The organism is Rugosimonospora africana (assembly GCF_016862975.1).
Taxonomy (GTDB): domain Bacteria; phylum Actinomycetota; class Actinomycetes; order Mycobacteriales; family Micromonosporaceae; genus Rugosimonospora; species Rugosimonospora africana.
This window is the reverse complement of sequence record NZ_BONZ01000043.1, coordinates 68688-90632: the sequence shown is the minus strand read 5'-3', so window position 1 is coordinate 90632 and position 21945 is coordinate 68688. Positions and strand designations below refer to the sequence as shown.

Sequence of the window (21945 nt, the reverse complement as noted above, 5' to 3'; positions counted from 1 at the left end):
AGCGTCAACACCTCAGGCTGACAGTGCTACTCATCGATATCCCGTACGTTTTGCCACTGCTTCGGTCGCGCGGCCCGCCGTTTCCCGGCGAGCACCAGGCCGCCGATGACCAGCAGCGCGAGGATGACGGACCCGGCAACGACGACCGGACCCGTTGACGACTTGCGTGGTGACTCGGCGCGGGGCACGTTAGACGCGGCCGGCCCGGTGCTTGTCGGCTGTGCGGTGGCACCCGCCTGGGCGTTGAGCACCTTGTCGAGTCGCTCATAGGTCGGATTCGGTGCGTTGTCGGGCACCTGGAAGCTGAGATCCATGACCCGGTGGATGCGGAAGGCGCCGTAGCCGGTCTGGTTGTCGAACCCGGGCGCGCCGCTGTCCAGCGCGGTGGCCATGGACCGCTGGACGATCTGCCGAGCGGGCATCGTCGGGTTGGCGGCGCGGGCGAGCGCGATTCCGCCGGCAACGAGCGCGGCCGCTTGGCTTGTACCGCTACCGGTGCTCAGCTGCCCGTGCTTGTCCAGGAGCCCGACGGCGCCGGCCGGTCCGGCGACGCCGACGAACGGCACCTGCTGGGTCAGAGGCCAGGGCTTCACGTCCGCCATGACTCCGCCGACGGCCAACACCCCGGGGCAAGACGCGGGCGCCTGGGCCGAGTTGCCGACACCGCCGTCATTGCCCGTGGAGGCGACGATGACGGTGTCGTGCCGGCTGGCGTAGACGATCGCGTCGAGGATGTCCGGCGGGCACTGCTGCGGCCAGCCGTCGGCAGGGTAAGCCTGGGAGATGCTGACCACGGTCGCTCCGTGGTTGACGGCGAACCGGATCCCCGCCGCGATGTGCTCGTGGAACGGCTCGGCGCTGGCGGCGGTGCCGTCGGTGACGGTCACCGGCAGCACCGTGGCCTCCGGCGCGACCCCAACCAGGCCGGTACCGCGGCCTTGTCCGACAATGAGCGCGGCCATGGCGGTACCGTGACCGCCGGCCTGGGTGTCGATGTCGGTACGCCCGTCCCCGCCTTCACCGGTGACATCCGTACCGGGCAGCACGTGCCCCGCGAGCTCGGGCAGGTCGGCGTTGACACCGGTGTCGAGAACGGCGACTGTCACTCCTTTGCCCTGGGTGATCGGCCAGATCTTGTCGATCCCCCAGGAGGACAGCCACCATTCGTCGGAACGCGGTGACGGGGCGGCTGGCGCGGGCGAAGGGGTCATCGCGATGAGCAGCATGCTCACCGCCATCACGGCACCGGCGCGCGGCCACGAGCGCATGGGCGCTCCTTTCGACAGAGATCATCCGCGACGCTATTGATCGAAAGGTTCCGCGACATCCAGCCCTGGTTGGATCGTCGCCTGCAACCAGCGCGGTAGTCGATGCCGGAGCGGCTTCAACACTCGACTTTCTACCCACGCTCGGCTGAGAGCCCCGCTACCCGTCCGGGCGCGCTCGCGAGCGCGCCCGGACGGCCGGTTCATGCCTGCGGTTCCCGCTCCAGTTCGTGGCTCAGCTCCTCCAACTCCGCGCCGCCGGCCATCAGCCGGGTCAGCTCCGGCAGCCCGACCTCGGACTTGGCGAAGTCGCCCAGGCTGCGGCCCCGCTTCAGCAACACGAAGCGGTCGCCGACCGGGTACGCGTGGTGCGGGTTGTGCGTGATGAAGACGACCGCCAGGCCACGGTCGCGCGCCTGGGCGATGTAGCGCAGCACGACCCCGGCCTGCTTCACGCCCAGCGCCGAGGTCGGCTCGTCGAGGATCAGCACCCGCGCTCCGAAGTGGACGGCCCGGGCGATGGCCACCGACTGGCGCTCGCCGCCGGACAGCGTACCGACCGGCTGATCCGGGTCGCGGATGTCGATGCCCATGCCGGCCAGCTCCCGCCGGGTGATGTCCCGGGCCTTGGCGACATCGAGCCGGCGCAGCGGCCCCCGGCCCTTCGTCGGTTCGGAACCGAGGAAGAAGTTGCGCCAGATCGGCATCAGCGGCACCATCGCCAGGTCCTGGTACACCGTGGCGATCCCGCGGTCCAGCGCGGCGCGCGGGTTGGCCAGCCGGATCGGCTCCCCGTCGATGAGGTATTCCCCGGTGTCCTGCTGGTGCACTCCCGACAGGATTTTGATGAGGGTCGACTTGCCGGCGCCGTTGTCGCCGAGCACGCAGCAGACCTGCCCGGGAGCCACCTGGGTGGACACTCCCTGAAGCGCGATGACGCTGCCGAAGTACTTGCCGATGTCGCGGACTTCCAGCAGCGGTGCGGCCTCCGGGGCCGCCGCCGGTACCGGATCGGCCTGCGCCGTCTCGCTCATCGCCGACTCTCCTCTGCCAGACGCCGCACGAACTGATTGGTGAACACCGCCAGCAGCAGCATGGCGCCCAGGAAGAACTTGAACCAGTCGCTGTCCCAGCCGAGGTACACGATGCCCTGCTGCACCATGCCGAAGATGAGCGCGCCGAGGCTCGCCCCGACCGCGGAGCCGAACCCGCCGGTGAGCAGGCAGCCGCCGATCACGGCCGCGACGATGTAGATGAGCTCCTCGCCGATGCCGGTGTTCGCCTGTATCGACGTCAGCCGCAGCGCGCTCATCGTACCGACCAGCCAGGCGCCGGCCGCGGTCGTCATGAACAGGACCACCTTGGTACGGGCCGCCGGTACCCCGACGCTGCGCGCGGCCTGGACGTTGCCGCCGACGCTGAAAATCCAGTTACCGAACCGGGTGCGCAGCAGCACCCAGGTCGCCAGCGCGGTCAGTGCGATCCACCACAGGATGGTGACCCGGAACTCGACGCCGCCGACGCTGACTGTGCTCGCGAAGATGTCGTACGCGGGGCGGTACGCCGGGGCGGTGTCGATCGCGTCCGCCTGCACGGTGTCGGTGACGGCCTTGGTGACGCCCAGGTTCAGTCCCTGCAGCATGAGGAACGTGCCGAGCGTGATGATGAAGCTGGGCAGCTTGGTGCGCACCACCAGGTACCCGTTGAAGAAGCCCAGCGCCAGCGCCAGGGCGAGCGCGATGACCAGCGCGCCCCAGGTGTTCATCCCGTACTGGCCGGTCAGCAGCCCGATGGTGAGCCCGACGGTACCCACCATCACGCCGGCGGACAGGTCGAACTCGCCACCGATCATCAGCAGTGCCACCGGGATCGCCATGATGCCCAGGGTCGACGCCGGGTCGAGCCAGTTGGCCACCCCGGCGCCGGAGCGGAAGACGCTGGACTGGACCGCGAAGAACGCGAACACCACGACGGCGCCGAGCAGCGCGCCGATCTCGGGGCGGGCCAGCAGCTGTCGAGTGACGCCCAGATTCTTGATCCGCTCGTCCACCGGTGCGGCGGTTGCGGTTGCCATGCACGTTCCTCTCGGATCATCGCCGAAGCCGGCGGGAGGGGCGCCCCGCGTCGCGGGACGCCCCACAGGCTCTACCGGGTGCCCTTCTCGGTCAATGCCTCGACCTGTGCGGCGTTGTCCTTGGTGACGAAGCCCGGACCGGTCAGGATCGGTTGCCCGCCGCCCAGCGTGTTCAGGTTCTGCTTGTACAGCGTCAACAGCACGATCGGCAGGTACCCCTGGGTGTACTGCTGCTGGTCCACGGCGAACGCGATGTCGCCGGACTCGACGGCCTTGGCCACATCGGTGTTCAGGTCGAACGTGGCCACCTTGGCCTTCGAACCGGCGCCCTTGACCGCTGCCACGGCGAACGAGGCGACCTGGGCGTTGAGGGTCAGCACCCCGTCCACCGACTTGTCGGACTGGAGCTTGGCCTGGATGGTCGACTGTGCCGCCTGCGGGTTGTTGAGGTCGACCTGGAGGTTCTCCACGGTGCCACCGGTCAGCCCGGCCTTCGCCCCGGCGCACCGCTGCTCGAGCCCGACGTTGCCGGCCTCGTGGATGACGCACAGCACGTGGTGCGCGCCCATCGAGCCGAGCTTGTCCCCGGCGCCCTTGCCGGCCACCGTTTCGTCCTGCCCGACGTGGGCGATCGCGCCGAACGCCGCGGAGTCCTCGGCACCGGAGTTGATGGTGATGACCGGGATTCCGGCGGCGACCGCCTTGGTGACGGACGACTTCAGCGCGTCCGGGTTGGCCATCGAGACCACCAGCCCATCCACCTTCTGGTTGACCGCCGCGTCGATGAGCTGTGACTGCTGCTGCGGGTCGCCGCTGCTGGAGTATGTCACCTTGTCGCCCATCTGCTTACCGGCGGCCATCGCACCGTTCTTGACGACGGTCCAGAACGCGTCGCCGGAGCCGCCGTGGGTGACGACCGCGAAGGTGTACCCCCCGCTGGTGCCCGGCGTGGTCTTCGCCTCGTTCTTCTTGCCGCCCTGGCACGCGGTCAGCGCGGTCAGGGCAAGCGGTATGAGCACGAGCGCGGACAGCAGCCGCCTACTCTTTCGCATGTTTCGCATCCTCCGGTTCGCTATGCTTGCGTTCACAGGTATCGGCGCTGCGCCCGCTTGTGTTTCTCGTACCCGTCCCGGGCCGCGCGCACGTCGTCCACACCGGACACTTCCGCCACCGGGACATCCCACCAGGCGCCGGAATCCGGCGCCGGCACGGTCGGGTCCGTCTCGACGTGCACCACGGTCGTCCGCGACGAGGCGATCGCCTTGCGCAGAGCCGCCCGGAACTCTTCCACACCGGCCGCCCGGATCACGTCCGCGCCCAGGCTCGCCGCGTTCGCGGCCAGGTCGACCGGCAGCACGTCGCCGTCGAGCTGGCCGGTCGCCGGGTTCCGGTACCGGTACGCGGTGCCGAACCGGTCGGACCCCAGCGACTGGGACAGCGCGCCGATCGAGGCGAACCCGTGGTTCTGCACCAGGACGACGGTCAGCTTCACGTTCTCCTGGACGGCGGTCACCAACTCCTGCGCCATCATGAGGTACGAGCCGTCGCCGACCATCGCGAACACCTCGCGGTCCGGATCGGCGAGCTTCACCCCGAGCGCCCCGGCGATCTCGTACCCCATGCACGAGTACCCGTACTCGACGTGGTACCCCTTCGGATCCCGGGTACGCCACAGCTTGTGCAGGTCCCCCGGCATGCTCCCGGCGGCGCACACCACCACGTCGCGCGGGCCGCTGACGTCGTTGACCGCACCGATGATTTCGCTCTGCGCGGGCAGCGGCGCGTGACCCTGCCGGTACGCTGCCTCGACGGTGGTGTCCCACTCCCCGGCCAGTCGGGCGGCGGCCTCGACATGCGACGGTGGTGCCGCCCAGCCGGCCAGTTCCCGGCGCAGCCCCTCCAGTCCGGCCCGGGCGTCGGCGACCAGCGCCAGGCCGGCGTGCTTACCGGCGTCGACGGCCGTCACGTTGAGGTTCACGAAGCGCACGCCCGGGTCGGCGAACACGCTGCGTGAGGCGGTGGTGAAGTCGCTCCACCGGGTACCCACCCCGATCACCACGTCCGCCCGCGCGGCCAGCGCGTTGGCCGCGGTGGTACCCGTGGCGCCGATCGCGCCCACCGCGCACCGGTGGTCGTAGCGCAGGGCCCCCTTGCCGGCCTGGGTCTCCGCGACCGGGATCCCGGTGGCCTCGACCAGGTCGCACAGTGCCTCGGTGGCCTCCGAGTAGATGACCCCGCCACCGGCGACCAGCAGCGGCCGGCGGGCGGCGCGGATCAGGCGTACCGCCTCGGCCAGCGCCCGGGAATCCGGCTCCGCCCGGCGCACCGGCCAGGTCCGCGGGGCAAGGAACGCCTCCGGGAAGTCGTACGCCTCCACCTGCACGTCGTGCGGCAGCGCGAGGGTGACCGCACCGGTCTCGGCGGGGTCGGTGAGCACCCGCACCGCCGCCAGCGCGGCCGGGATCAGCTGGTCGGGCCGGCTGATCCGGTCCCAGTACCGGGACACCGGGCGCAGGCAGTCGTTGACCGACACGTCACCGGCCCGGAAGTCCTCGAGTTCCTGGAGCAGCGGGCTGGCCGCCCGGCTGGCGAACACGTCGCCGGGCAGCAGCAGCACTGGAATCCGGTTGATGGTGGCCAGCGCCGCGCCGGTCACCAGGTTGGTGGCGCCGGGCCCGACCGAGGTGGTGCAGGCGAACGTGGACAGCCGGTTGCGCATCCGCGCGTACCCGACCGCGGTGTGTACCATCGCCTGTTCGTTGCGCGCCTGGTGGTAGCGCAGGTCGTCACCGGCGGCGCGCAGTGCCTCACCGACGCCGGCCACGTTGCCGTGCCCGAAGATGCCCAGGCACCCGGCGAACAGCCGGTGCCGCGCTCCGTCCCGTTCGGTGTACTGGTTGGCCAGGAACCTCACCAGCGCCTGCGCCACGGTCAGCCTCGGCATTTGCCATCACCGTCATCTCGAGTTCAGCGGCAGCCGCGCGTCGACCGGCTGCTGCGACCAGGACGACCGGATCCACGCGTACGCCGGGTCGTCGGTGAACCGCCACTCCCGCGCCTTCCCCGGCCCGGCCATGACGTTGAGGTAGTACAGGTCGTACCCGGGCGCCGCCATCGACGGCCCGTGGTACCCGTACGGGATGAGCACCGCGTCGCCGGTGCGCACCTCGGCGAGCACATCGATCGGTCTGTCCACGGTGGACTGGTAGACCCGCTGGTACCCGACGCCGTTCTCGCCGGCCACCTCGTAGTAGTAGATCTCCTCAAGCGCGCACTCCCCGGAGCTGGACTCGTCGTGCTTGTGCGGCGGGTACGACGACCAGTTGCCGCCCGGGGTGAGCACCTCGACCGCCATCAGCCGGTCGGCCTCGAACGCCTCCGGCGCGCAGAAGTTGTGCACCTGCCGGCTCGCCTGGCCGGCGCCCCGCAGTTCGACCGGCACCGCCCCGGCCGGCCCGTACCGCGCCGGCAGCCGCCGCCCCGCCCGCGCGCTGGGCAACGCGAACCGCCCGCCGTCCGGCGCCACGATGTCCACGCTCGCGTCCCGCGGCAGGTAGACGAAGTCGCTGACCCCGGCGAACACGTCGCGGCGCCCGGTCAGCTCGAAGGACTGACCGTCGCAGCGCACCGCACATCCGCCGGACAGCGACAGCACCAGCATCTCGTCCGGGCCGGTGTCGAACCGGTGCGAGCCGCCGGGCGGCAACTCCAGCACCCGCAGCCCGCTGTATTCCCAGCCCGCGCGCTCCGGGGTGACCGCCAGCCGGTACGGCCCGTCGGCGGCGCCGCCTCTGGACAGGTGGAAATCCATCTCATACTCCTACAGCAGGCCGACCGCGGTGTCGACCGCGGCCGCCACGTCACCGTCCGGCGGGTAGAGCAGCGCGCGGCCGACCACCAGGCCGCACACGGTCGGCAGCTCCAGCGCCTTGCGCCAGCCGTCGAACGCCCCGTCCGGGTCGGCGCTCACCTCGCCGCCGAGGATCAGCGCCGGCAGCGTGGTGGCCGCGGCCACCCGCTCCATCTGGTCGACCACCGGAATCTTCAGCCAGGTGTACGCCGACGTGCTGCCCAGCCCGGCCGCCACGGTGACCGCCCGGACCATCGCGTCCGCACTCAGGTCGGTGCGCAACCGGCCGCCGCCGCGGTGACACAGGAACGGCTCCACGATCGCGATCCGCCGGTGCCGGGCCAGCTCGGTCACGGCGTGCGCGCACGACTCCACTGTGGACACCGTGGCGGGGTCGTCCGGGTCGATGCGCATCAGCATCTTGCCGCCCTCGTACCCCATCGCCGCGATCGCGTCCGCCCGGTACCCGGTGAACCGGTCGTCCACCTCGAACGCGGTGCCGGCCAGGCCACCCCGGTTCATCGAACCGATGACCACCTTGCCGTCCAGCGCGCCGAGCAGCAGCAGGTCCTCGACGATGTCGGCGGTGCCCAGCACGCCGTCGACGCCGGGCCGGGACAGCGCCAGCACGATCCGGTCGAGCAGGTCGGTGCGGTCGGCCATGGCCATCGGCCGGTCGCCGACCCGGAGCGCGCCCCGTGCCGGATGGTCGGCCGCGATGATCATCAGCTTGCCGCTCGGGCCGGTCAGCGACTTCGGCCGGATCCGGCGGGCGGCGGCCTCGGCGATCGTCTCGGCCCGGCCGGTACGCGCCTCGATGATCCTGCGCAGCTGCTCGCTATGCATCCATCGCCTCCTCCAGCTTCGCCTCGACCTGGCCGGTGTCCGGCATGGCGTCGGCGCAGGCGAGCTGGCCGGCGACGAGCGCACCGGCCGCGCCGGCGAACCGGATGGTGTCCCGCAGCGGCCAGCCGGCCAGCAGCCCGTGGCACAGCGCGCCACCGAACGCGTCGCCGGCACCGAGGCCGTTGACCACCTCGACCGGTACCGGCGGCAGCACGATCTCCTCCCGCCCGTCGTCGGCGAGCACGCCCCGCGGCCCCTGCTTGATGACGGCCAGCCCGACTCCGCTTTCCCGCAGCGCCTTCGCCGCGGCGCGGGGCCGCGACTCGCCGACCGCGGTCAGGCACTCGTCGAGGTTGCCGACCGCCACGCTCACGTACGGCAGCGCCTCCCGGAACCAGCGCCGGGCATGGTCGCGCGACTCCCAGAACATCGGCCGGTAGTCCAGGTCCAGCACGGTGATTCCGGTACGGTTCCGGACCCGCAGCGCCTCCAGCGTCGCCGAGCGGCTGGGCTCCTGGCACAGTCCCGTGCCGGTGACCCAGAACAGCCGGGCCCGGCGGATCGCGTCGAAGTCCAACTCGCCGACGTGGATCTGCAGGTCGGGTGCCGTCGGGTACCGGTAGAAGTACAGCGGGAAGTCGTCGGGCGGGAAGATCTCGCAGAACGTCACCGGGGTCGGCATCCCGGGCACCGGGGTGACGTACCGATCGTCGACGCCGAACCGGGCCAGCGCGTCGTGCAGGTACGCGCCGAACGGGTCGGCACCGGTACGGGTGATGACCGCGGCCCGCCTGCCGTGCCGGGCGGCGGCCACCGCCACGTTGGTCGGGCTGCCGCCCAGGTACTTGCCGAACGTGCTCACCTCGCGCAGCGACACCCCGGTCTGCAACGGGTAGATGTCGACCCCGATGCGCCCCATCGTCAACACGTCGAACTCGGGCACGACGCTGTCGGGCACGGCGTTGTCGGGCACGGCGTTGTCTGGCACGGGGCCGTCAGACATGGCGTTGCCTGGCACGGCGTTGTCTGGCACGGGGCCGTCAGACATGGCGTTGCCTGGCACGGCGTTGTCGGTCACGGCAGCCCGTTCAGGTACGCCAGGCTCGCCCGCACGTCGTCGATCGGGCCGGCGCCGTCGGGCGGCTCGCCGGACAGCACCGCGTCCTGCTCCATCACATACCAGCCCCGGTACCCGAAAGCCTCCAGCGCGCGCACGATCCCGGCGATGTCCACTCCCCCGGCGCCCAGCGGCCGGTACATGCCGGCCGCGACCGCGTCGGTGTACCGCAGCGCACCGCCGCGCACCTGCCCGGCCAACTCCTCGTCGACGTCCTTGAGGTGCACGTGCCCGATCCGCTCCGGGGCGCGGGCCGCGAGCCAGGCCGGGTCGGTGCCACCGATGAGCAGGTGCCCGGTGTCCAGGCAGAGCGGGATCTCGCTGCCGTCGAGTACCCGCAACACGTCGGCACGGCGTTCGACGACCGTGCCCACGTGCGGGTGCAGGGTGGCCAGGATCCCGCGCCCGGCGGCCAGCGCGGCGATCCGGTCGAGGTTTCCGGTCAGCGTGCGCCACGCCGTTTCGTCCAGCTCGATCCGCTCGTCGTAGCCGACCTGGCCGGCGTCGGCCGCGAGCACCAGGACGCCGGCTCCGCTGGCGGTGAACGCGTCCAGTACCGGAGTGATGAGGGCAGCCAGATCCAGCTCCGGTTCGTGCAGCACCACCGGGACGAAGCCGCCCACCGCGGCCAGCCCGTACCGGGCGAGGATGGCCGGGTCGGGCAGGAACCCGTCCGGCCCGAACTCGGTGGCCGCGATGCCCAGTTCCCGCATCTCGGTCAGGACGCGGTCCGGCGCCAGCTGGTGACCCCAGCCGGGCACCTCGCACACTCCCCAGGAAATAGGTGCCCCGGCAATCCTCACGCGCGTACCTCCTCGACCCGGACCGGGCGGTGCTCGTGGCGGGAACGCTCGCCGGCCTCGGCGATGTAGAACGCCTCCAGCGCGTCGTCCACCGAGCAGCTCACCGCCGCCCGGCCGGCGACGATGTCGACGAACGCGGCCAGCTCGCGCCGGTAGGCGTCGAGGAACCGGTCCATGAACTGCGGGTACGGCGCCCCGGCCGGGAACGCGACCCCGGGCTCGGCCGAGCGCATCGGCAGCCGGTCGTCCAGGCCGACCGTCATGCTGGACGCCGACCCGAGCAGTTCCAGCCGGACGTCATAGCCGGCCGCGTTGTACCGCGTCGCCGCGACGTGCGCGAAGGTGCCGTCGGCGAGGGTGAGCACCGCGGAGAGGGTGTCCACGTCGCCGGCCTCGCGGAAGAAGTCGGCGCCCCGGTTGCCACCCACCGCGTAGACCTCGACCACCTCGGCCCCGGTGACCCAACGGATCGCGTCGAAGTCGTGCACGCTGCAGTCTCGGAACAGTCCACCGGAGGTGGCGATGTACGACGGCGACGGCGGCGCCGGGTCCAGCGTGCCGGCGCGGACGGTGTGCAGCCAACCGAGCCGCCCGGACGCGACCGCCTCGCGCGCCGCCACGAATCCGGCGTCGAACCGCCGCTGGAAACCGATCTGCACCGGTACCCCGCAGTCGCGCACGTGCGCGAGCACCTTGAGCGTGCCGGCCACGTCGGGAGCGACCGGCTTCTCGCAGAAGACCGGCAGCCCGCAGTCCACCCCGCGCATGATGAGTTCCGCGTGCGCACCGGTCGCGGCGGCGATCACCAGACCGTCGAGCCCGGCCGAGAACAGGTCGTCGGGCGAGTCGACCGACTCGGCCGCGAACGCCGCCGCGACCTGGTCGGCCCGGGTGCGGTCGGCGTCCGCGAGCACCAGTGATTCGATCCGGTCGAGGCCGCGCAGAGTGGCTGCGTGGAAAGCGCCGATCCGGCCGACGCCGGCAAGTCCTATGCGCATCGTCGAACCTCCTCGATGAACCGATCGTCACGCCCGCCAACCATGGCGTCAATACTTTGTTCTGACATACTTACAATCTGACGTCAGGCCAATACGAGCGCGGCGCTCACATTGGCGATCCAGCACTCGCATTCGGGGATCCAGCTCGCAGGGAGGATCCGGTGGCTTTCTCGCCCGCGGAGGCTACGGTCGACCGCAGTAGTCCGGTGCCGCTGTATTACCAGCTCGCGCAGCAGCTGGAGGCCGCCATCGAGTCCGGCGACCTGGCCCGGGGCACCCAGTTGGGCAACGAGATCGCGCTCGCCGACCAGCTCGGGCTGTCCCGCCCGACGGTGCGCCGGGCGATCGGCTACCTCGTCGACCGCGGACTTCTGGTGCGCAAGCGGGGCGTGGGTACCCAGGTGGTCCAGCCTCGCGTCCGCCGGCCGCTCGAGCTGACCAGCCTCTTCGACGACCTCACCGGCGGCGACCAGGACCCGACCACCGAGGTGTTGTCCCTGCACGAGCAGCCGGCGCCCGACCTGGTCGCCCGCTCGCTCGCGCTGGCCGAGGGCGCACCGGTCGCGGTGCTGGAGCGGCTGCGTTACGCGCGGGGCGAGCCGCTGGCCGTGCTGCGCAACTACCTGCCGGCGGACCTGGTGCCGCTGTCCGCGGAAGCGTTGGAGCGCACCGGGCTCTACCAGCTGATGCGCGCGGCCGGGATCCGCCTGCACCTGGCCACCCAGACGGTGGGTGCCCGCTGCGCCACCGCGGCCGAGGCCCGGCTGCTGCGCGACCGCAAGGGCGGCGCCCTGCTGACCATGCAGCGCACCGCGTACGACGACACCGGGCGCGCGGTGGAGTTCGGCAACCACTACTACCGCGCCTCGCTGTACTCCTTCGAGTTCGTGCTGAGCAGCCAGCGCTGATCCGCCAGCGCCGGAAAGCCAACGCCGTGCCAGCCGGCGCCGAGCCGGTACCGGGGGTTACCCCCCGTAACGAAGGCGGGTGGCAGCCGTATTCTGCGTGCCGTCGCGGCTCCCTAACGTGATCTCCAGGAGCCCCGGACCGCTCCGCGGCCGCCCTCACACCCCGGGAGAGTCAGGTGCTCGCGCTCATGGCCGAGGGCCGGTCCAACGCCGCCATCGCGGCGAGTCTGGTCGTCGGGGAAGGGGCGGTCGAGAAGCACGTGGCGAACATCTTCGCCAAGCTCAACCTGCCCGCCTCCCAGAACGACAACCGCCGGGTACTGGCCGTGCTGCGCTACCTGGACATCTGATCCGCGCTAGCGGCCTCATCGGAACTGAGGGCCTGCTGCGCCAGTACCGTCACCTTCGGATGCATCACCCGGTCGAAGCCGACCGTCCGCCGCGGCCCGGTCATGATGAGGTGCAGCCGGGCGCGGATGTCGGTGCTGGACGCGCCCACCCACAGCTCCACCTCCCCCGGCTCCACGATCCGCTCACCGCCGAGCCCGGCGTAGGACGTCAGGTCGGCGTGCAGATCCATGAGTACGGTGCGGGAATCGCCCGCCGCGAGATCCACCCGGGCCGCACCGATCAGCCGCTGGAGCGGCCGCACCACCTCGGCCACGGGGTCGTGCAGGTAGACCTGGATGACCTCGCTGCTGTCCCGGTCCGACTCGTTGCGCAACGTCACCGACAGCCGGCTGCTGCCCTCCGCCGGCCACAGCGACGGGCCGTTCAGCGTCACCTCGCCCCAGCAGACCGGCGCGTACGACAGCCCGTGCCCGAACGGGAACAGCGGTGTCGGGTCGACGGTGCTGACCTCGCTGCGCTGGGCCAGCGGCGCCGCCAGATACGTGGAGGGCTGGCTGGCACCCGCACCCGGGAAGCTGACCGGCAGGTGGCCGGACGGATTGACCCGCCCGGAGAGCACGTCGGCCAGCGCCGGGGCACCCTCCTCGCCGGGGAAGAACGCGCACACGGCGGCGGCCAACCGGTCGACCTGGCGGCTCAGCTCGTACGGGCGGCCGAGCAGGAGCACCAGCACCACCGGCGTACCGGTCGCCAGCACCGCCTCCAGCAACTCCTCCTGCCGGCCCGGCAGGCGCAGGTCGACCGCGTCGCAGCCCTCGCCGGAGGTACCCGCGCCGAACAGCCCGGCCAGGTCACCGAGCACCACCAGGCACACGTCCGCGCACCGGGCGACGGCGACCGCGTCGGCGATGCCCGCGTCGTCCCCGCCGGTCACCGGGCAGCCCTGCACGTACCGGACCTCGTACCCGGCCGGATCCGCCCGCAGGCTCTCCACCAGCGACGGGATCGCCACCCCCTTGGGCAGGTCGGAGTGGTGGATGCCGACGTGCCGGGGGAACGAGTAGCAGCCGAGCATCGCGTCCGGCTCGTCGGCTCCCGGCCCGACCACGGCCAGCCGCAGGCCCGGCGCGAGCGGCAGGACCGGCGAACCGGCCTGCTGAGCCGAATCGCCCTGCTGAGCCGAGCCAGCCTGCTGGACCGAGCCGGGGGGCTCGTTGCGGAGCAGGACGATCGACCGCTGCGCGGCCCGCCGAGCGAGCTGCCTGGACGCCTCGTCGTCGATCTCCAGGGTGGTCACCCCGGCCGACAACGCCGGTGGCTGCGCCGACCAGTCCGGGTCCAGCAGGCCGAGTTCGCACTTCTGACGCAGGACACGGGTCAACGCTCGGTCGATCAGAGCGATGTCCACCCGACCCGACTCGACCGCGTCGACCAGCGGCTGGCCGTAACAGTTCATGCCGGGCAGCTCGACGTCGATGCCGGCCCTCAGTGCCAGCTCGGCCGCGTCCGCCCGGCTCGCCGCCACCCCGTGCAGGGTCTGCAGGAAGGCGATCCCGAAGTAGTCCGACACCACGGTGCCGGTGAACCCGTACCGCTCCCGCAACACCTCGGTGAGCAGCGCCGGATCGGCGGCCACCGGTACCCCGTCGAGGTCGGTGTAGTTGCTCATCACCGAACGCGCCCCGGCCTGCAACGCCATCTCGAACGGCGGCAGCAGCACGTCGGCGATCTCGCGCCGCCCGATCGACACCGGCGCCAGGTTGCGCCCGGCGCGCGAGGCGGAGTAGCCGGCGAAGTGCTTCAGGGTGGCCACGACTCCGGCCGACTCGACGCCGCGCACGTAACCGCTGCCGATAATGCCGACCAGGTACGGGTCCTCGCCGATGGTCTCCTCGACCCGGCCCCACCGCAGGTCGCGTACGACGTCCAGGACCGGGGCCAGGCCCTGCTGGACGCCCAGGCGCCGCATGAGGCCGCCGATCTGGGCCCCGATCGCCTCGCTCAGCTCGGGGTCGAAGCTGGCCCCCCAGCACAGCGGCGACGGGTAGATCGTCGCCTGCCACGCGGCCAGGCCGGTGAGAATCTCCTCGTGCACGATCGCGGGGACGCCGAACCGGCCGGCCTTGGTGACCTGACCCTGCAGGTTCGCCACCCGCCGGGCGCCGTCGATGGGGTCGACCGGCGCGGACCCGTAGACGCGGGTGATCTGGCCGAGGCCGTGCCGGATCAGCTCGTCCCAGTCGAGCGGATCGGGCGCCTGGTCCCCCTGGTGTGGTGCGACGGCTCCCGCCACCTCATCCACCTGGACCCACACGCCGTACAGCTGAGCCAACTTCTCGCGCACCGTCATGCGCGCCATGAGGTCGGCCACCCGGGCGGCGGTGGGGGCTGTGACATCCCGCCAGGTGTCCTGCGGCAGGTCGCTGTCGTGTGTCATGCAAGGGGTCCGTTCTGGCGCTGGGGTCAGAAGTGCTTGGTGTTCCGAGGCGCTTGGCGGTCAGAAGGGGCTCGGCGGTCAGAAGGGGCTCGGCGGTCAGAGGGGCTTGGTGGACTGCCTCACGACGAGCCTCGTCGGGAGGGTGACGTGGGTCGGGCCGATGTCCCGCCCGTGGATGAGGTTGATGACCATGTCGACCGCGCGCCGGCCCATCTCGTGGATCGGCTGCTCGACCGTGGTCAGGGGCGGTACCGACAGCGCCGCCTCGGGGATGTTGTCGAAGCCGACCACGGACAGTTCCTCCGGTACCCGTAGTCCCACCTTCGCCGCGACGTCCACGGTCGCGATGGCGGACTGGTCGTTGGCCGCGAACACGGCGGTGGGCCGGTCCGCCCCGGCGAGCAGCCGGCCGGCCGCCTCGGTCGACACTTCCGGCACGTACCCGCCGGGCTGCACGTGCGCCGGGTCGACCGGTACGCCGGCCTCGCTCATGGCCTCCCGGAAGCCCTGCTCCCGCAGCTGCGCCGACTGCAGGTCGGGCCGGCCGGTCAGCATCGCGATCCGGCGGTGGCCCAGGCTGAGCAGGTGCTCGGTGGCCAGCCGGGCACCACGCAGGTTGTCCGAGTCGACGGTGGGCAGGTCGGTCGGGCCGGTGTGCGGGTCGACGGCGACCACCTGCGCGCCGAAGCGCACGTCGACCACGGTCGGGGTGACGAGGATGGCGCCGTCGATGAGCGTGCCGGACAGCCGGGACAGGTACCGCCGCTCCCAGCCCACGCGATCGCTGGTGCGACCGCCGGCCGAGTAGACCACCATCTCGAACCCGGTGCCCCTGATCCCCTCGGCGGCACCCTTGAGCAGCTCGGCGCTGAACGGTTCGATGTCGGCGACCAAGATCCCGATGACGTTGGTCCGGTGGTTGCGCAGGCTCTGCGCCACGAGGCTGGCCTCGTATCCCAGCTCCTCGATGACCTCCTGAACCCGGGCGTTCGTGGCGGCGGAGACCCCGTACCTCCCATTGAGCACCTTCGACACGGTGGCGACCGAAACACCGGCACGGGCGGCGACGTCACGGATGGTGACTCGAGAGCTGGGTTCCACGGTACGCAGGATAGCCGTCGATAACGTTATCAACAACGATTGACAACCTGACGAGAACAAGCGGAGACTCGCCGCTATCGATTCCGGCGGAGACTCCCCGCCATCGATGGCTGAGCCAGTTGCCAGTCCTCACACTGTCAGGAGATGACCAACATGCACGTCCACATGAGCATCCCCCGGAGGTGTGCCGCACTTGCCGTCGCAACGGCGTTAGCACTCACCGCAACGGCATGCGGCGGCAATGACAGTTCGTCCAACTCCTCCGGCGGCAAGACGACTCTGACCTGGTGGCACAACGCCGATCAGCAGCCCGGACGCGGGGTCTGGCAGTCGATCGCCGACGATTACCACAAGGCGCATACGAACGTATCGTTCAAGATTTCTCCGACTCAGAACGAGTCACTGAAGACGAAGATCCCGATCGCCCTGCAGTCCAGCGACCCGCCGAACATCTTCCAGCAGTGGGGCGGCGGAGCCGAGGCGACTCAGGTCCAGTCCGGCAAGCTCATGGACATGACCGACGCGACGTCGAGCTGGATCAAGGACCTCGGCAACTCGGCGGCGCTCTGGCAGGCTGACGGCAAGCAGTACGGCATCCCGTACGACCTGCACGTGGTCGGCTTCTGGTACCGCAAGGACCTGTTCACGCAGGCCGGCATCACCAACCCGCCGGCCACGATGGACGACCTCAACAGCGACGTGGCGAAGCTCAAGGCCGCGCACATCACGCCGATGGCGATCGGCAGCAAGGACAAGTGGCCGGACGCGTTCTGGTGGGAGTATTTCGCGCTGCGCGAGTGCTCGCTGGACACCATCAAGTCCACCATCAAGGACCTCAAGATGACCGACCAGTGCTACGTGAAGGCCGGTCAGGACCTCAAGACGTTCATCGGGACCAGCCCGTTCCAGAACGCGTTCCTGGGCACCCCCGCCCAGCAGGGCGCGGGCAGCTCGGCAGGCCTGGTCGCCAACGGCAAGGCCGCGATGGAGCTGCAGGGTGACTGGGAACTCCCCACGATGATCCCGCTGGCCACCGACAAGCAGTACGCGACCAAGCTCGGTTGGTTCCCGTTCCCGAACATCACCGGCTCGCCGGGTACGCCCGGTGTCGCGCTGGGCGGCGGCGACGGCTTCTCGTGCAGCGTCAAGGCCGGACCGGCCTGCCCGGACTTCCTGAAGTACATCTCCAGCACGGAAGTCCAGACCAAGCTGGTGCAGACCAACACGGCGACCCTGCCGTCGAACCCGGCCGCGGTCTCGGCGATCACCGACCCGACCCTGAAGACCGTGCAGAACTACCTGTCGTCCGCGCCGTACATCCAGATGTACTTCGACCAGGCGCTGCCGACCAGCGTGGGCAACGCCCTCAACGACGCCATCGCCAACTTCTTCGCGGGGCAGGGCACGCCCGAGGGCATCGTGCAGGCATTCACCAAGGCCGTCGCGAACCAGTGATTGAGGCAGTATTCGGATGACGATCGAAAAGGGTCAGACCGCCACGCTGGCGGCGACGACCCGGACGCCGGCTGGTCGCGCGAACGCGCGGCCAGCCCGGCGCCGGGCCGGGTGGGGCAAACGGTTGGAGCTCGTCCTTCTGCTGGGCCCAGCACTGATCATGTTCGTCGGGTTCGTGCTGGCGCCCATCGTCGCGGCCGTCTACTACGGCTTCTTCAAGTGGACCGGCTTCAGCCCCCGCGAGCCGTACGGCTTCGGCAACTACCGCAGGGCCTTGCACGACACCGTGTTCGTGCACGCGATCGGGCACAACCTGATCATCGCGGTCCTCTCGGTGATCATCCAGCTGCCGCTGTCCATCGGGCTCGCGCTGCTGCTCAACCGCCGGATCCGGGGTAGGCGGTTCCTGCGGTTGGTGGTGTTCGCGCCGTACGTGCTCTCCGAGGCGATCACGGCGGTCGTCTGGTCGCTCATGCTCCAACCCGATGGCCTGGTCGACCACGTGTTCCGCGGGGTCGGTCTCGGCGGGTTGATCCACCAGTGGCTGGCCAACACGCACATCGTGCTGTACACGCTGTTCGTGGTGATCACCTGGAAGTACATCGGCTTCGGCATCATCCTCCTGCTGGCCGGCCTGCAGAACATCCCGCGTGAACTGCACGAGGCGGCGGCGATCGACGGCGCGTCGGCCTGGCACACCACGCGCAGGATCGTCCTGCCCCTGCTCGGCCCGACCATCCGGATCTGGATCTTCCTGTCCGTCATCGGATCGCTGCAACTGTTCGACCTGGTCTGGATCATGACGCTCGGCGGGCCGGCGGACGCGTCCAACACCATGGCGAACTACCTGCTCGAACACGGATTCACCAGCTACCAGTTCGGCTACGGCAGCGCGGTAGCGGTGATCCTCTTCGTCATCTGCTTCGCGTTCGCGCTGATCTACCAGCGCTTCGCACTGCGGCGCGACACCGAGGGCGCGCTGACCCGGATCGTGGGGTGACCAGTGACCACCGTTGAGACAACCATCCGGCGCACCTCGCCTCGGCGGCGCGCCATGTCCCTGGGAACCCCGTTCACCTACCTCACGGCGGTGCTGGTCGTCGGGATCACCGTGGTACCGCTGCTGTTCACCGCGCTCGGCGGGTTCCGGACGAACGCGCAGATCAACGCGCACCCGGCCGGGATCCCGCACCCGTGGATCACCAGCAACTACACCTCGGTGTTCACCTCGGCGGTGTTCTGGCAGGCGTTGGGCAACAGCGTGATCATCGCGGTGGTGGCCACCGCCCTGGTGCTGGTCTTCGGCTCGATGGCCGGCTATGCGCTGTCCCGCTACACGTTCCGGGGTCGGGAGGGCATCTACACGCTGTTCACGGTGGGGCTGTTGTTCCCGATCTCCGCCGCCGCGCTGCCTCTGTACCTGCTGCTGCGCCAGGTGGGCCTGCTGGAGCACCTGATCGGCGTGGCACTACCGGAGGCGGCGTTCTCGTTGCCGGTGACCATCGTCATCCTGCGCCCGTTCATGCGCGCGATCCCCGGTGAGATCGAGGACGCCGCGGTCGTGGACGGCGCCAGCCGGCTGGGTTTCTTCTGGCGGATCCTGCTGCCGCTGTCCCGTCCGGCGCTCACCACGGTGGGCGTGCTCGCGTTCGTCACCAGTTGGAACGCGTACCTGCTGCCGATGCTGGTGCTGAGCGATCCCAGCGACTTCACGCTGCCGCTCGGGGTGGCCGCGTTCCAGTCGCAGTACACCCAGGACACCGCGCGGGTGTTGGCCTACACGGCGGCGTCGATGCTGCCCGCGCTGGGGCTGTTCGTGTTCGCCGAACGGCACCTCGTGGGCGGTCTCACCGGCTCCGTCAAGGGCTGAGCCGAGCGGTCGGCCGGCACGGTCTGAGGCGAGCCGGCACGGGGGTGCCGGTTCGGCCCGCCCGCTAGATTCCGCGGATCGACCAGGCCCGGACGCCGCCGACGATGCCGGCGGCGTTCGGCACCACGACCACGTCGTCGCCCATCCGGGTCAACTGCTCCGGCCGGATGCGCCGGGAGTTGCCGCCACCGAGGTAGAGCCGGTCCCACAGGAACACCGGCCGCAGCGCCTCCACCACCGCCCGTACCCGACGTGACCACAAAGCGTCACCCAACCGGCGCCGTTCCGGCTCCCCGATGTACGTGTCGTAGCTCTGTCCCCACTTCGCCGGCGCCTGCGAGAACTCCACGTGCGGCGCCAGCGTGCCGCCGTCGAACAGGGCGCAGCCCAGCCCGGTGCCGAGCGTCAGCACCAGTTCGAGCCCGGCTCCGGCGACCACACCGGCCCCGTGCACCTCGGCGTCGTTGAGCACCAGCGTCGGCACCCCGAACGCCGAGGCGACCGCGGTCTGCGCGTCGAACCCACTCCACGCGGCCAGCAGGTCGGGGTCGACCTTCGTGCGCGGCCCGCTCTTCGTGACGTAGTGCGGTGTGGCGACCACGACCCCGTGGCGGATCATGCCGGGCATGCCGACCGTGACGCGGTCCGGCGCCGGAAACGACGAGCCCAGATCGACGAGGGTGTCGACGAACCGGGCCGGCGACAGCGGGTACGGCGTGGGTACCCGCTTCGGATGCGTACGCATCGTCCCGGCCTCGTCCAGTATCGAACCCTTGATCCCGCCACCGCCGCAGTCGATGGCCAGCGTCGTCTTCACGATCACAGTGTGCCTGGCCCCCACGGAACCGTTGTGGGGCACCGTCCGCAGGCCCGGTCCGGCGGGCGGTGCGAGTTCGTACCCGGACAGCCCGGCGGGGCCGCCACTGGCCGCCCCGCCGGATTCGGTAGTCATGTCGGTCAACGCGTGGGATGCACCACCCCGGCCGATCCGCTCCCCCGTCGCACCGGCTCGGCCGCCGCGAGCAGCCGGTTGCCGGACAGGAACTCGATGCCGGTGGCCGCCCCGATCTCTGCCGGGGTGCCCCACTTATACCCCAACGCGGCCAGTGCGCCGGCCTGCGGAGAATCCAGGAAGGGCTGCTCCACGTCGGTCGTCGCGCTGTTGCGCTGGGAGGCCCGTGGCGCGGCGATCGCGTCCGGCAGGCTCATCCCGAAGTCGAGCCGGTTGACCAGAATCTGCAGCACCGTGGTGATGATGGTCGCGCCACCCGGCGAGCCCACCGCCAGGAACGGGCGGCCGTGGTCGAGCAGGATGGTCGGCGACATCGAACTGCGCGGCCGCTTGCCCGGGCCGGGCAGGTTCGGATCCGGTGCGCTGCCCTGGGTCGGGGTGAAGTTGAAGTCGGTCAGCTCGTTGTTCAGCAGGAAACCGCGGCCGGGCACCAGCATCGCGTTGCCACCGATCTGCTCGATGGTCAGCGTGTACTCGACCACGTTGCCCCACCGGTCGGCCACCGTCAGGTTGGTGGTGCTCTGCTCGTTGCTGTCGTCCGCGGTGCCGGCCGACGCCGTGCACCCGGCGCTGCCGCCCGGCACGCCCGGCCCCACCGGGGCGGCCAGCGCGTGCGCCTGATTGACCTGGCAGGCCCGCTGCTTGCCGAAGTCGTTGGTGAGCAGGGCGTTCAACTCGGACCGCGGCGTGTAGTCGCCGACGAAGCGGTTGCGGTCGGCGAATGCCAGCGCGCTGGCTTCGAGGTAGTCGTTCATCGCGGTGGTGCGCGACTCGTGCGCCAGGTCGAAGTTCTTCAGGATGTCCAGCGCCTCACCGGTCGTGCTGCCGCCGCTGGACGGGGTGGCCATGCCGTACACGTCGAGGCCGTGGTAGGTGACGTGGGTCGGCGCGGGCTGGCGCACCGTGTAGGCGGCCAGGTCCGAGGTTCGCATGGTGCCCGGCCGGATCTGGTATGCCCACGGCATCGCCGGATCCGCCGCCAGCGGCGGGTGCTGCACCGTGTGCACGATGTCGCCGGCGATCGGGCCGCGGTAGAACGCCCGCACGCCGTCGCGGGCGATCAGCCGGTACGTGTTCGCCAGGTCGGGATTGCGGAACGTCGAGCCGACCGCGGGCGGGGCGCCATTCGGCAGGTACAGCGCCCGGGTGGAGGTGAACTGGCTGAACGCGGCCGCGTTGCTGCTGATCTGGCCGGCGAACGTGGCGTCGACCGGGAACCCGTGCTGCGCCACGCCGATCGCCGGGGCCAGGGCGTCGCGAAGCGACCCGCTGCCCCAGTTGTGCAGCGCCGTCTGCCAGGTCAGCAGTGAGCCGGGAATGCCGGCCGAGATGCCGCTGACCCTGCCTTCCTGGAACGCGTAGGGCTGCCCGGTGCTCGAGTTCACGAACGCGTTCTGGTCCATCGAGACCGGTGCCGTCTCCCGGCCGTCGAGGGTGTGCACGCTGCGGGTGCGGGCGTCGTAGTACACGAAGAAGCCGCCGCCGCCGATGCCCGACGAGAACGGCTCGGTGACTCCGAGCGTGGCCGCGGCCGCCACCGCGGCGTCGACCGCGTTGCCGCCGCGCCGCAGCACCTCCAAGCCGACGCTGGTCGCGGTCGGGTCGACCGTGGCCACCGCACCGCCGAAGCCCACGGCGGTGGCTCCCGAGGGCGTGACCCCTGTCGGCGGGGCACCCCCACCGGGAGAGTGACCGGCCGGCGTCGCGGCCATCGCAGTGCCCGGCACCGCCAGCGCGGTCGCCGCGGCGAACGCCGCCAGCAGGTAGCCGCGCCGCAACACAGAGCGGCGCAACCCGCGACTCGGCCTCATAGTGCCTCCCCGGTACGACGAAACATCGACATTCCTCTGCCTACCCC

At 70.8% G+C, this 21945-nt stretch carries 18 protein-coding genes and 1 pseudogene; 5 read left to right on the top strand and 14 right to left on the bottom strand.

All coding sequences use genetic code 11. From position 1 onward, the window contains the following. Window positions 1-26: 26 nt before the first annotated feature. From Raf01_RS22935 to Raf01_RS22890, 10 genes are all read right to left on the bottom strand, one after another. Window positions 27-1268 (bottom strand): S8 family serine peptidase, encoded by a 1242-nt coding sequence (locus Raf01_RS22935; protein WP_203920019.1) that lies wholly within the window; start codon window positions 1266-1268, stop codon window positions 27-29. Between the two features lie 200 nt (window positions 1269-1468). Then, window positions 1469-2299 (bottom strand): ATP-binding cassette domain-containing protein, encoded by an 831-nt coding sequence (locus Raf01_RS22930; protein ID WP_203920018.1) that lies wholly within the window; start codon window positions 2297-2299, stop codon window positions 1469-1471. Further along, complete coding sequence (locus Raf01_RS22925; protein ID WP_203920017.1) at window positions 2296-3339, bottom strand: ABC transporter permease; 1044 nt, start codon at window positions 3337-3339, stop codon at window positions 2296-2298. The genes Raf01_RS22930 and Raf01_RS22925 overlap by 4 nt, the downstream gene beginning before the upstream one ends. A gap of 71 nt (window positions 3340-3410) precedes the next feature. Then, window positions 3411-4391 (bottom strand): sugar ABC transporter substrate-binding protein, encoded by a 981-nt coding sequence (locus tag Raf01_RS22920; protein ID WP_203920016.1) that lies wholly within the window; start codon window positions 4389-4391, stop codon window positions 3411-3413. A 32-nt stretch (window positions 4392-4423) separates the two neighbouring features. After that, window positions 4424-6283 (bottom strand): 3D-(3,5/4)-trihydroxycyclohexane-1,2-dione acylhydrolase (decyclizing), encoded by a 1860-nt coding sequence (iolD, locus tag Raf01_RS22915; RefSeq protein ID WP_203920015.1) that lies wholly within the window; start codon window positions 6281-6283, stop codon window positions 4424-4426. Window positions 6284-6295: 12 nt separating this feature from the next. Continuing rightward, complete coding sequence (iolB, locus tag Raf01_RS22910; protein WP_203920014.1) at window positions 6296-7150, bottom strand: 5-deoxy-glucuronate isomerase; 855 nt, start codon at window positions 7148-7150, stop codon at window positions 6296-6298. 9 nt (window positions 7151-7159) lie between these two features. Next, window positions 7160-8035: a Cgl0159 family (beta/alpha)8-fold protein gene (locus Raf01_RS22905; protein ID WP_203920013.1), complete on the bottom strand. Its 876-nt coding sequence runs from the start codon at window positions 8033-8035 to the stop codon at window positions 7160-7162. Further along, the gene (iolC, locus tag Raf01_RS22900; protein WP_239133830.1) at window positions 8028-9038 is read right to left on the bottom strand and encodes a 5-dehydro-2-deoxygluconokinase; all 1011 of its coding nucleotides are present in this window, start codon (window positions 9036-9038) and stop codon (window positions 8028-8030) included. Before iolC ends, Raf01_RS22905 begins: the two co-directional genes overlap by 8 nt. A 71-nt stretch (window positions 9039-9109) precedes the next feature. After that, window positions 9110-9955: a TIM barrel protein gene (locus Raf01_RS22895; protein WP_203920012.1), complete on the bottom strand. Its 846-nt coding sequence runs from the start codon at window positions 9953-9955 to the stop codon at window positions 9110-9112. After that, complete coding sequence (locus Raf01_RS22890; protein WP_203920011.1) at window positions 9952-10953, bottom strand: Gfo/Idh/MocA family protein; 1002 nt, start codon at window positions 10951-10953, stop codon at window positions 9952-9954. Before Raf01_RS22890 ends, Raf01_RS22895 begins: the two co-directional genes overlap by 4 nt. Window positions 10954-11114: 161 nt before the next feature. On the opposite strand from Raf01_RS22890, the gene Raf01_RS22885 reads away from it, so the two are divergent. Both Raf01_RS22885 and Raf01_RS22880 read left to right on the top strand, forming a co-directional pair. Beyond that, window positions 11115-11861, top strand: a complete 747-nt coding sequence (locus tag Raf01_RS22885; protein WP_203920010.1) for a GntR family transcriptional regulator — start codon at window positions 11115-11117, stop codon at window positions 11859-11861. Between the two features lie 149 nt (window positions 11862-12010). Next, a pseudogene (locus Raf01_RS22880) lies at window positions 12011-12211 on the top strand (response regulator transcription factor); the annotation flags it as partial. Here the strand turns inward: Raf01_RS22880 and Raf01_RS22875 are convergent. Then, window positions 12196-14649 carry a beta-glucosidase family protein gene (locus tag Raf01_RS22875; protein WP_203920009.1) on the bottom strand — a complete coding sequence of 818 codons (2454 nt, stop codon included), beginning with the start codon at window positions 14647-14649 and terminating at the stop codon, window positions 12196-12198. The pseudogene Raf01_RS22880 and the gene Raf01_RS22875 sit on opposite strands and share 16 nt — an antisense overlap. 96 nt (window positions 14650-14745) lie before the next feature. After that, window positions 14746-15750, bottom strand: coding sequence for a LacI family DNA-binding transcriptional regulator (locus Raf01_RS22870; protein ID WP_239133829.1), 1005 nt, complete (start codon window positions 15748-15750; stop codon window positions 14746-14748). Between the two features lie 144 nt (window positions 15751-15894). Between Raf01_RS22870 and Raf01_RS22865 the strand changes: the two genes are divergently transcribed. Genes Raf01_RS22865 through Raf01_RS22855 form a run of 3 tightly spaced genes read left to right on the top strand, consistent with a single transcriptional unit; the run spans window position 15895 to window position 19075 of the window. Further along, window positions 15895-17205 carry an extracellular solute-binding protein gene (locus Raf01_RS22865; RefSeq protein ID WP_239133828.1) on the top strand — a complete coding sequence of 437 codons (1311 nt, stop codon included), beginning with the start codon at window positions 15895-15897 and terminating at the stop codon, window positions 17203-17205. A gap of 16 nt (window positions 17206-17221) precedes the next feature. Then, the gene (locus tag Raf01_RS22860) at window positions 17222-18205 is read left to right on the top strand and encodes a carbohydrate ABC transporter permease (RefSeq protein WP_203920008.1); all 984 of its coding nucleotides are present in this window, start codon (window positions 17222-17224) and stop codon (window positions 18203-18205) included. Between the two features lie 3 nt (window positions 18206-18208). Beyond that, a complete protein-coding gene (locus tag Raf01_RS22855; protein ID WP_239133827.1) occupies window positions 18209-19075 on the top strand; it encodes a carbohydrate ABC transporter permease in 867 nt (288 codons plus the stop codon). Between the two features lie 64 nt (window positions 19076-19139). Here Raf01_RS22855 and Raf01_RS22850 read toward each other — a convergent pair whose 3' ends face one another. Next, window positions 19140-19892, bottom strand: coding sequence for an ROK family protein (locus tag Raf01_RS22850; protein ID WP_203920125.1), 753 nt, complete (start codon window positions 19890-19892; stop codon window positions 19140-19142). Between the two features lie 140 nt (window positions 19893-20032). Beyond that, window positions 20033-21799, bottom strand: a complete 1767-nt coding sequence (ggt, locus tag Raf01_RS22845; protein WP_203920124.1) for a gamma-glutamyltransferase — start codon at window positions 21797-21799, stop codon at window positions 20033-20035. Window positions 21800-21945 lie beyond the last annotated feature (146 nt).

Bases quoted from the DNA above. Each gene is read 5' to 3' on its own strand.
- iolB (WP_203920014.1), bottom strand. From the start codon at position 7,150: ATGGATTTCCACCTGTCCAGAGGCGGCGCCGCCGACGGGCCGTACCGG.
- Raf01_RS22930 (WP_203920018.1), bottom strand. From the start codon at position 2,299: ATGAGCGAGACGGCGCAGGCCGATCCGGTACCGGCGGCGGCCCCGGAG.
- Raf01_RS22920 (WP_203920016.1), bottom strand. From the start codon at position 4,391: ATGCGAAAGAGTAGGCGGCTGCTGTCCGCGCTCGTGCTCATACCGCTT.
- Raf01_RS22860 (WP_203920008.1), top strand. From the start codon at position 17,222: ATGACGATCGAAAAGGGTCAGACCGCCACGCTGGCGGCGACGACCCGG.
- Raf01_RS22890 (WP_203920011.1), bottom strand. From the start codon at position 10,953: ATGCGCATAGGACTTGCCGGCGTCGGCCGGATCGGCGCTTTCCACGCA.
- iolC (WP_239133830.1), bottom strand. From the start codon at position 9,038: ATGTCTGACGGCCCCGTGCCAGACAACGCCGTGCCCGACAACGCCGTG.
- Raf01_RS22935 (WP_203920019.1), bottom strand. From the start codon at position 1,268: ATGCGCTCGTGGCCGCGCGCCGGTGCCGTGATGGCGGTGAGCATGCTG.
- Raf01_RS22865 (WP_239133828.1), top strand. From the start codon at position 15,895: ATGACCAACATGCACGTCCACATGAGCATCCCCCGGAGGTGTGCCGCA.
- Raf01_RS22905 (WP_203920013.1), bottom strand. From the start codon at position 8,035: ATGCATAGCGAGCAGCTGCGCAGGATCATCGAGGCGCGTACCGGCCGG.
- ggt (WP_203920124.1), bottom strand. From the start codon at position 21,799: ATGGCCGCGACGCCGGCCGGTCACTCTCCCGGTGGGGGTGCCCCGCCG.
- Raf01_RS22925 (WP_203920017.1), bottom strand. From the start codon at position 3,339: ATGGCAACCGCAACCGCCGCACCGGTGGACGAGCGGATCAAGAATCTG.
- Raf01_RS22875 (WP_203920009.1), bottom strand. From the start codon at position 14,649: ATGACACACGACAGCGACCTGCCGCAGGACACCTGGCGGGATGTCACA.
- iolD (WP_203920015.1), bottom strand. From the start codon at position 6,283: ATGCCGAGGCTGACCGTGGCGCAGGCGCTGGTGAGGTTCCTGGCCAAC.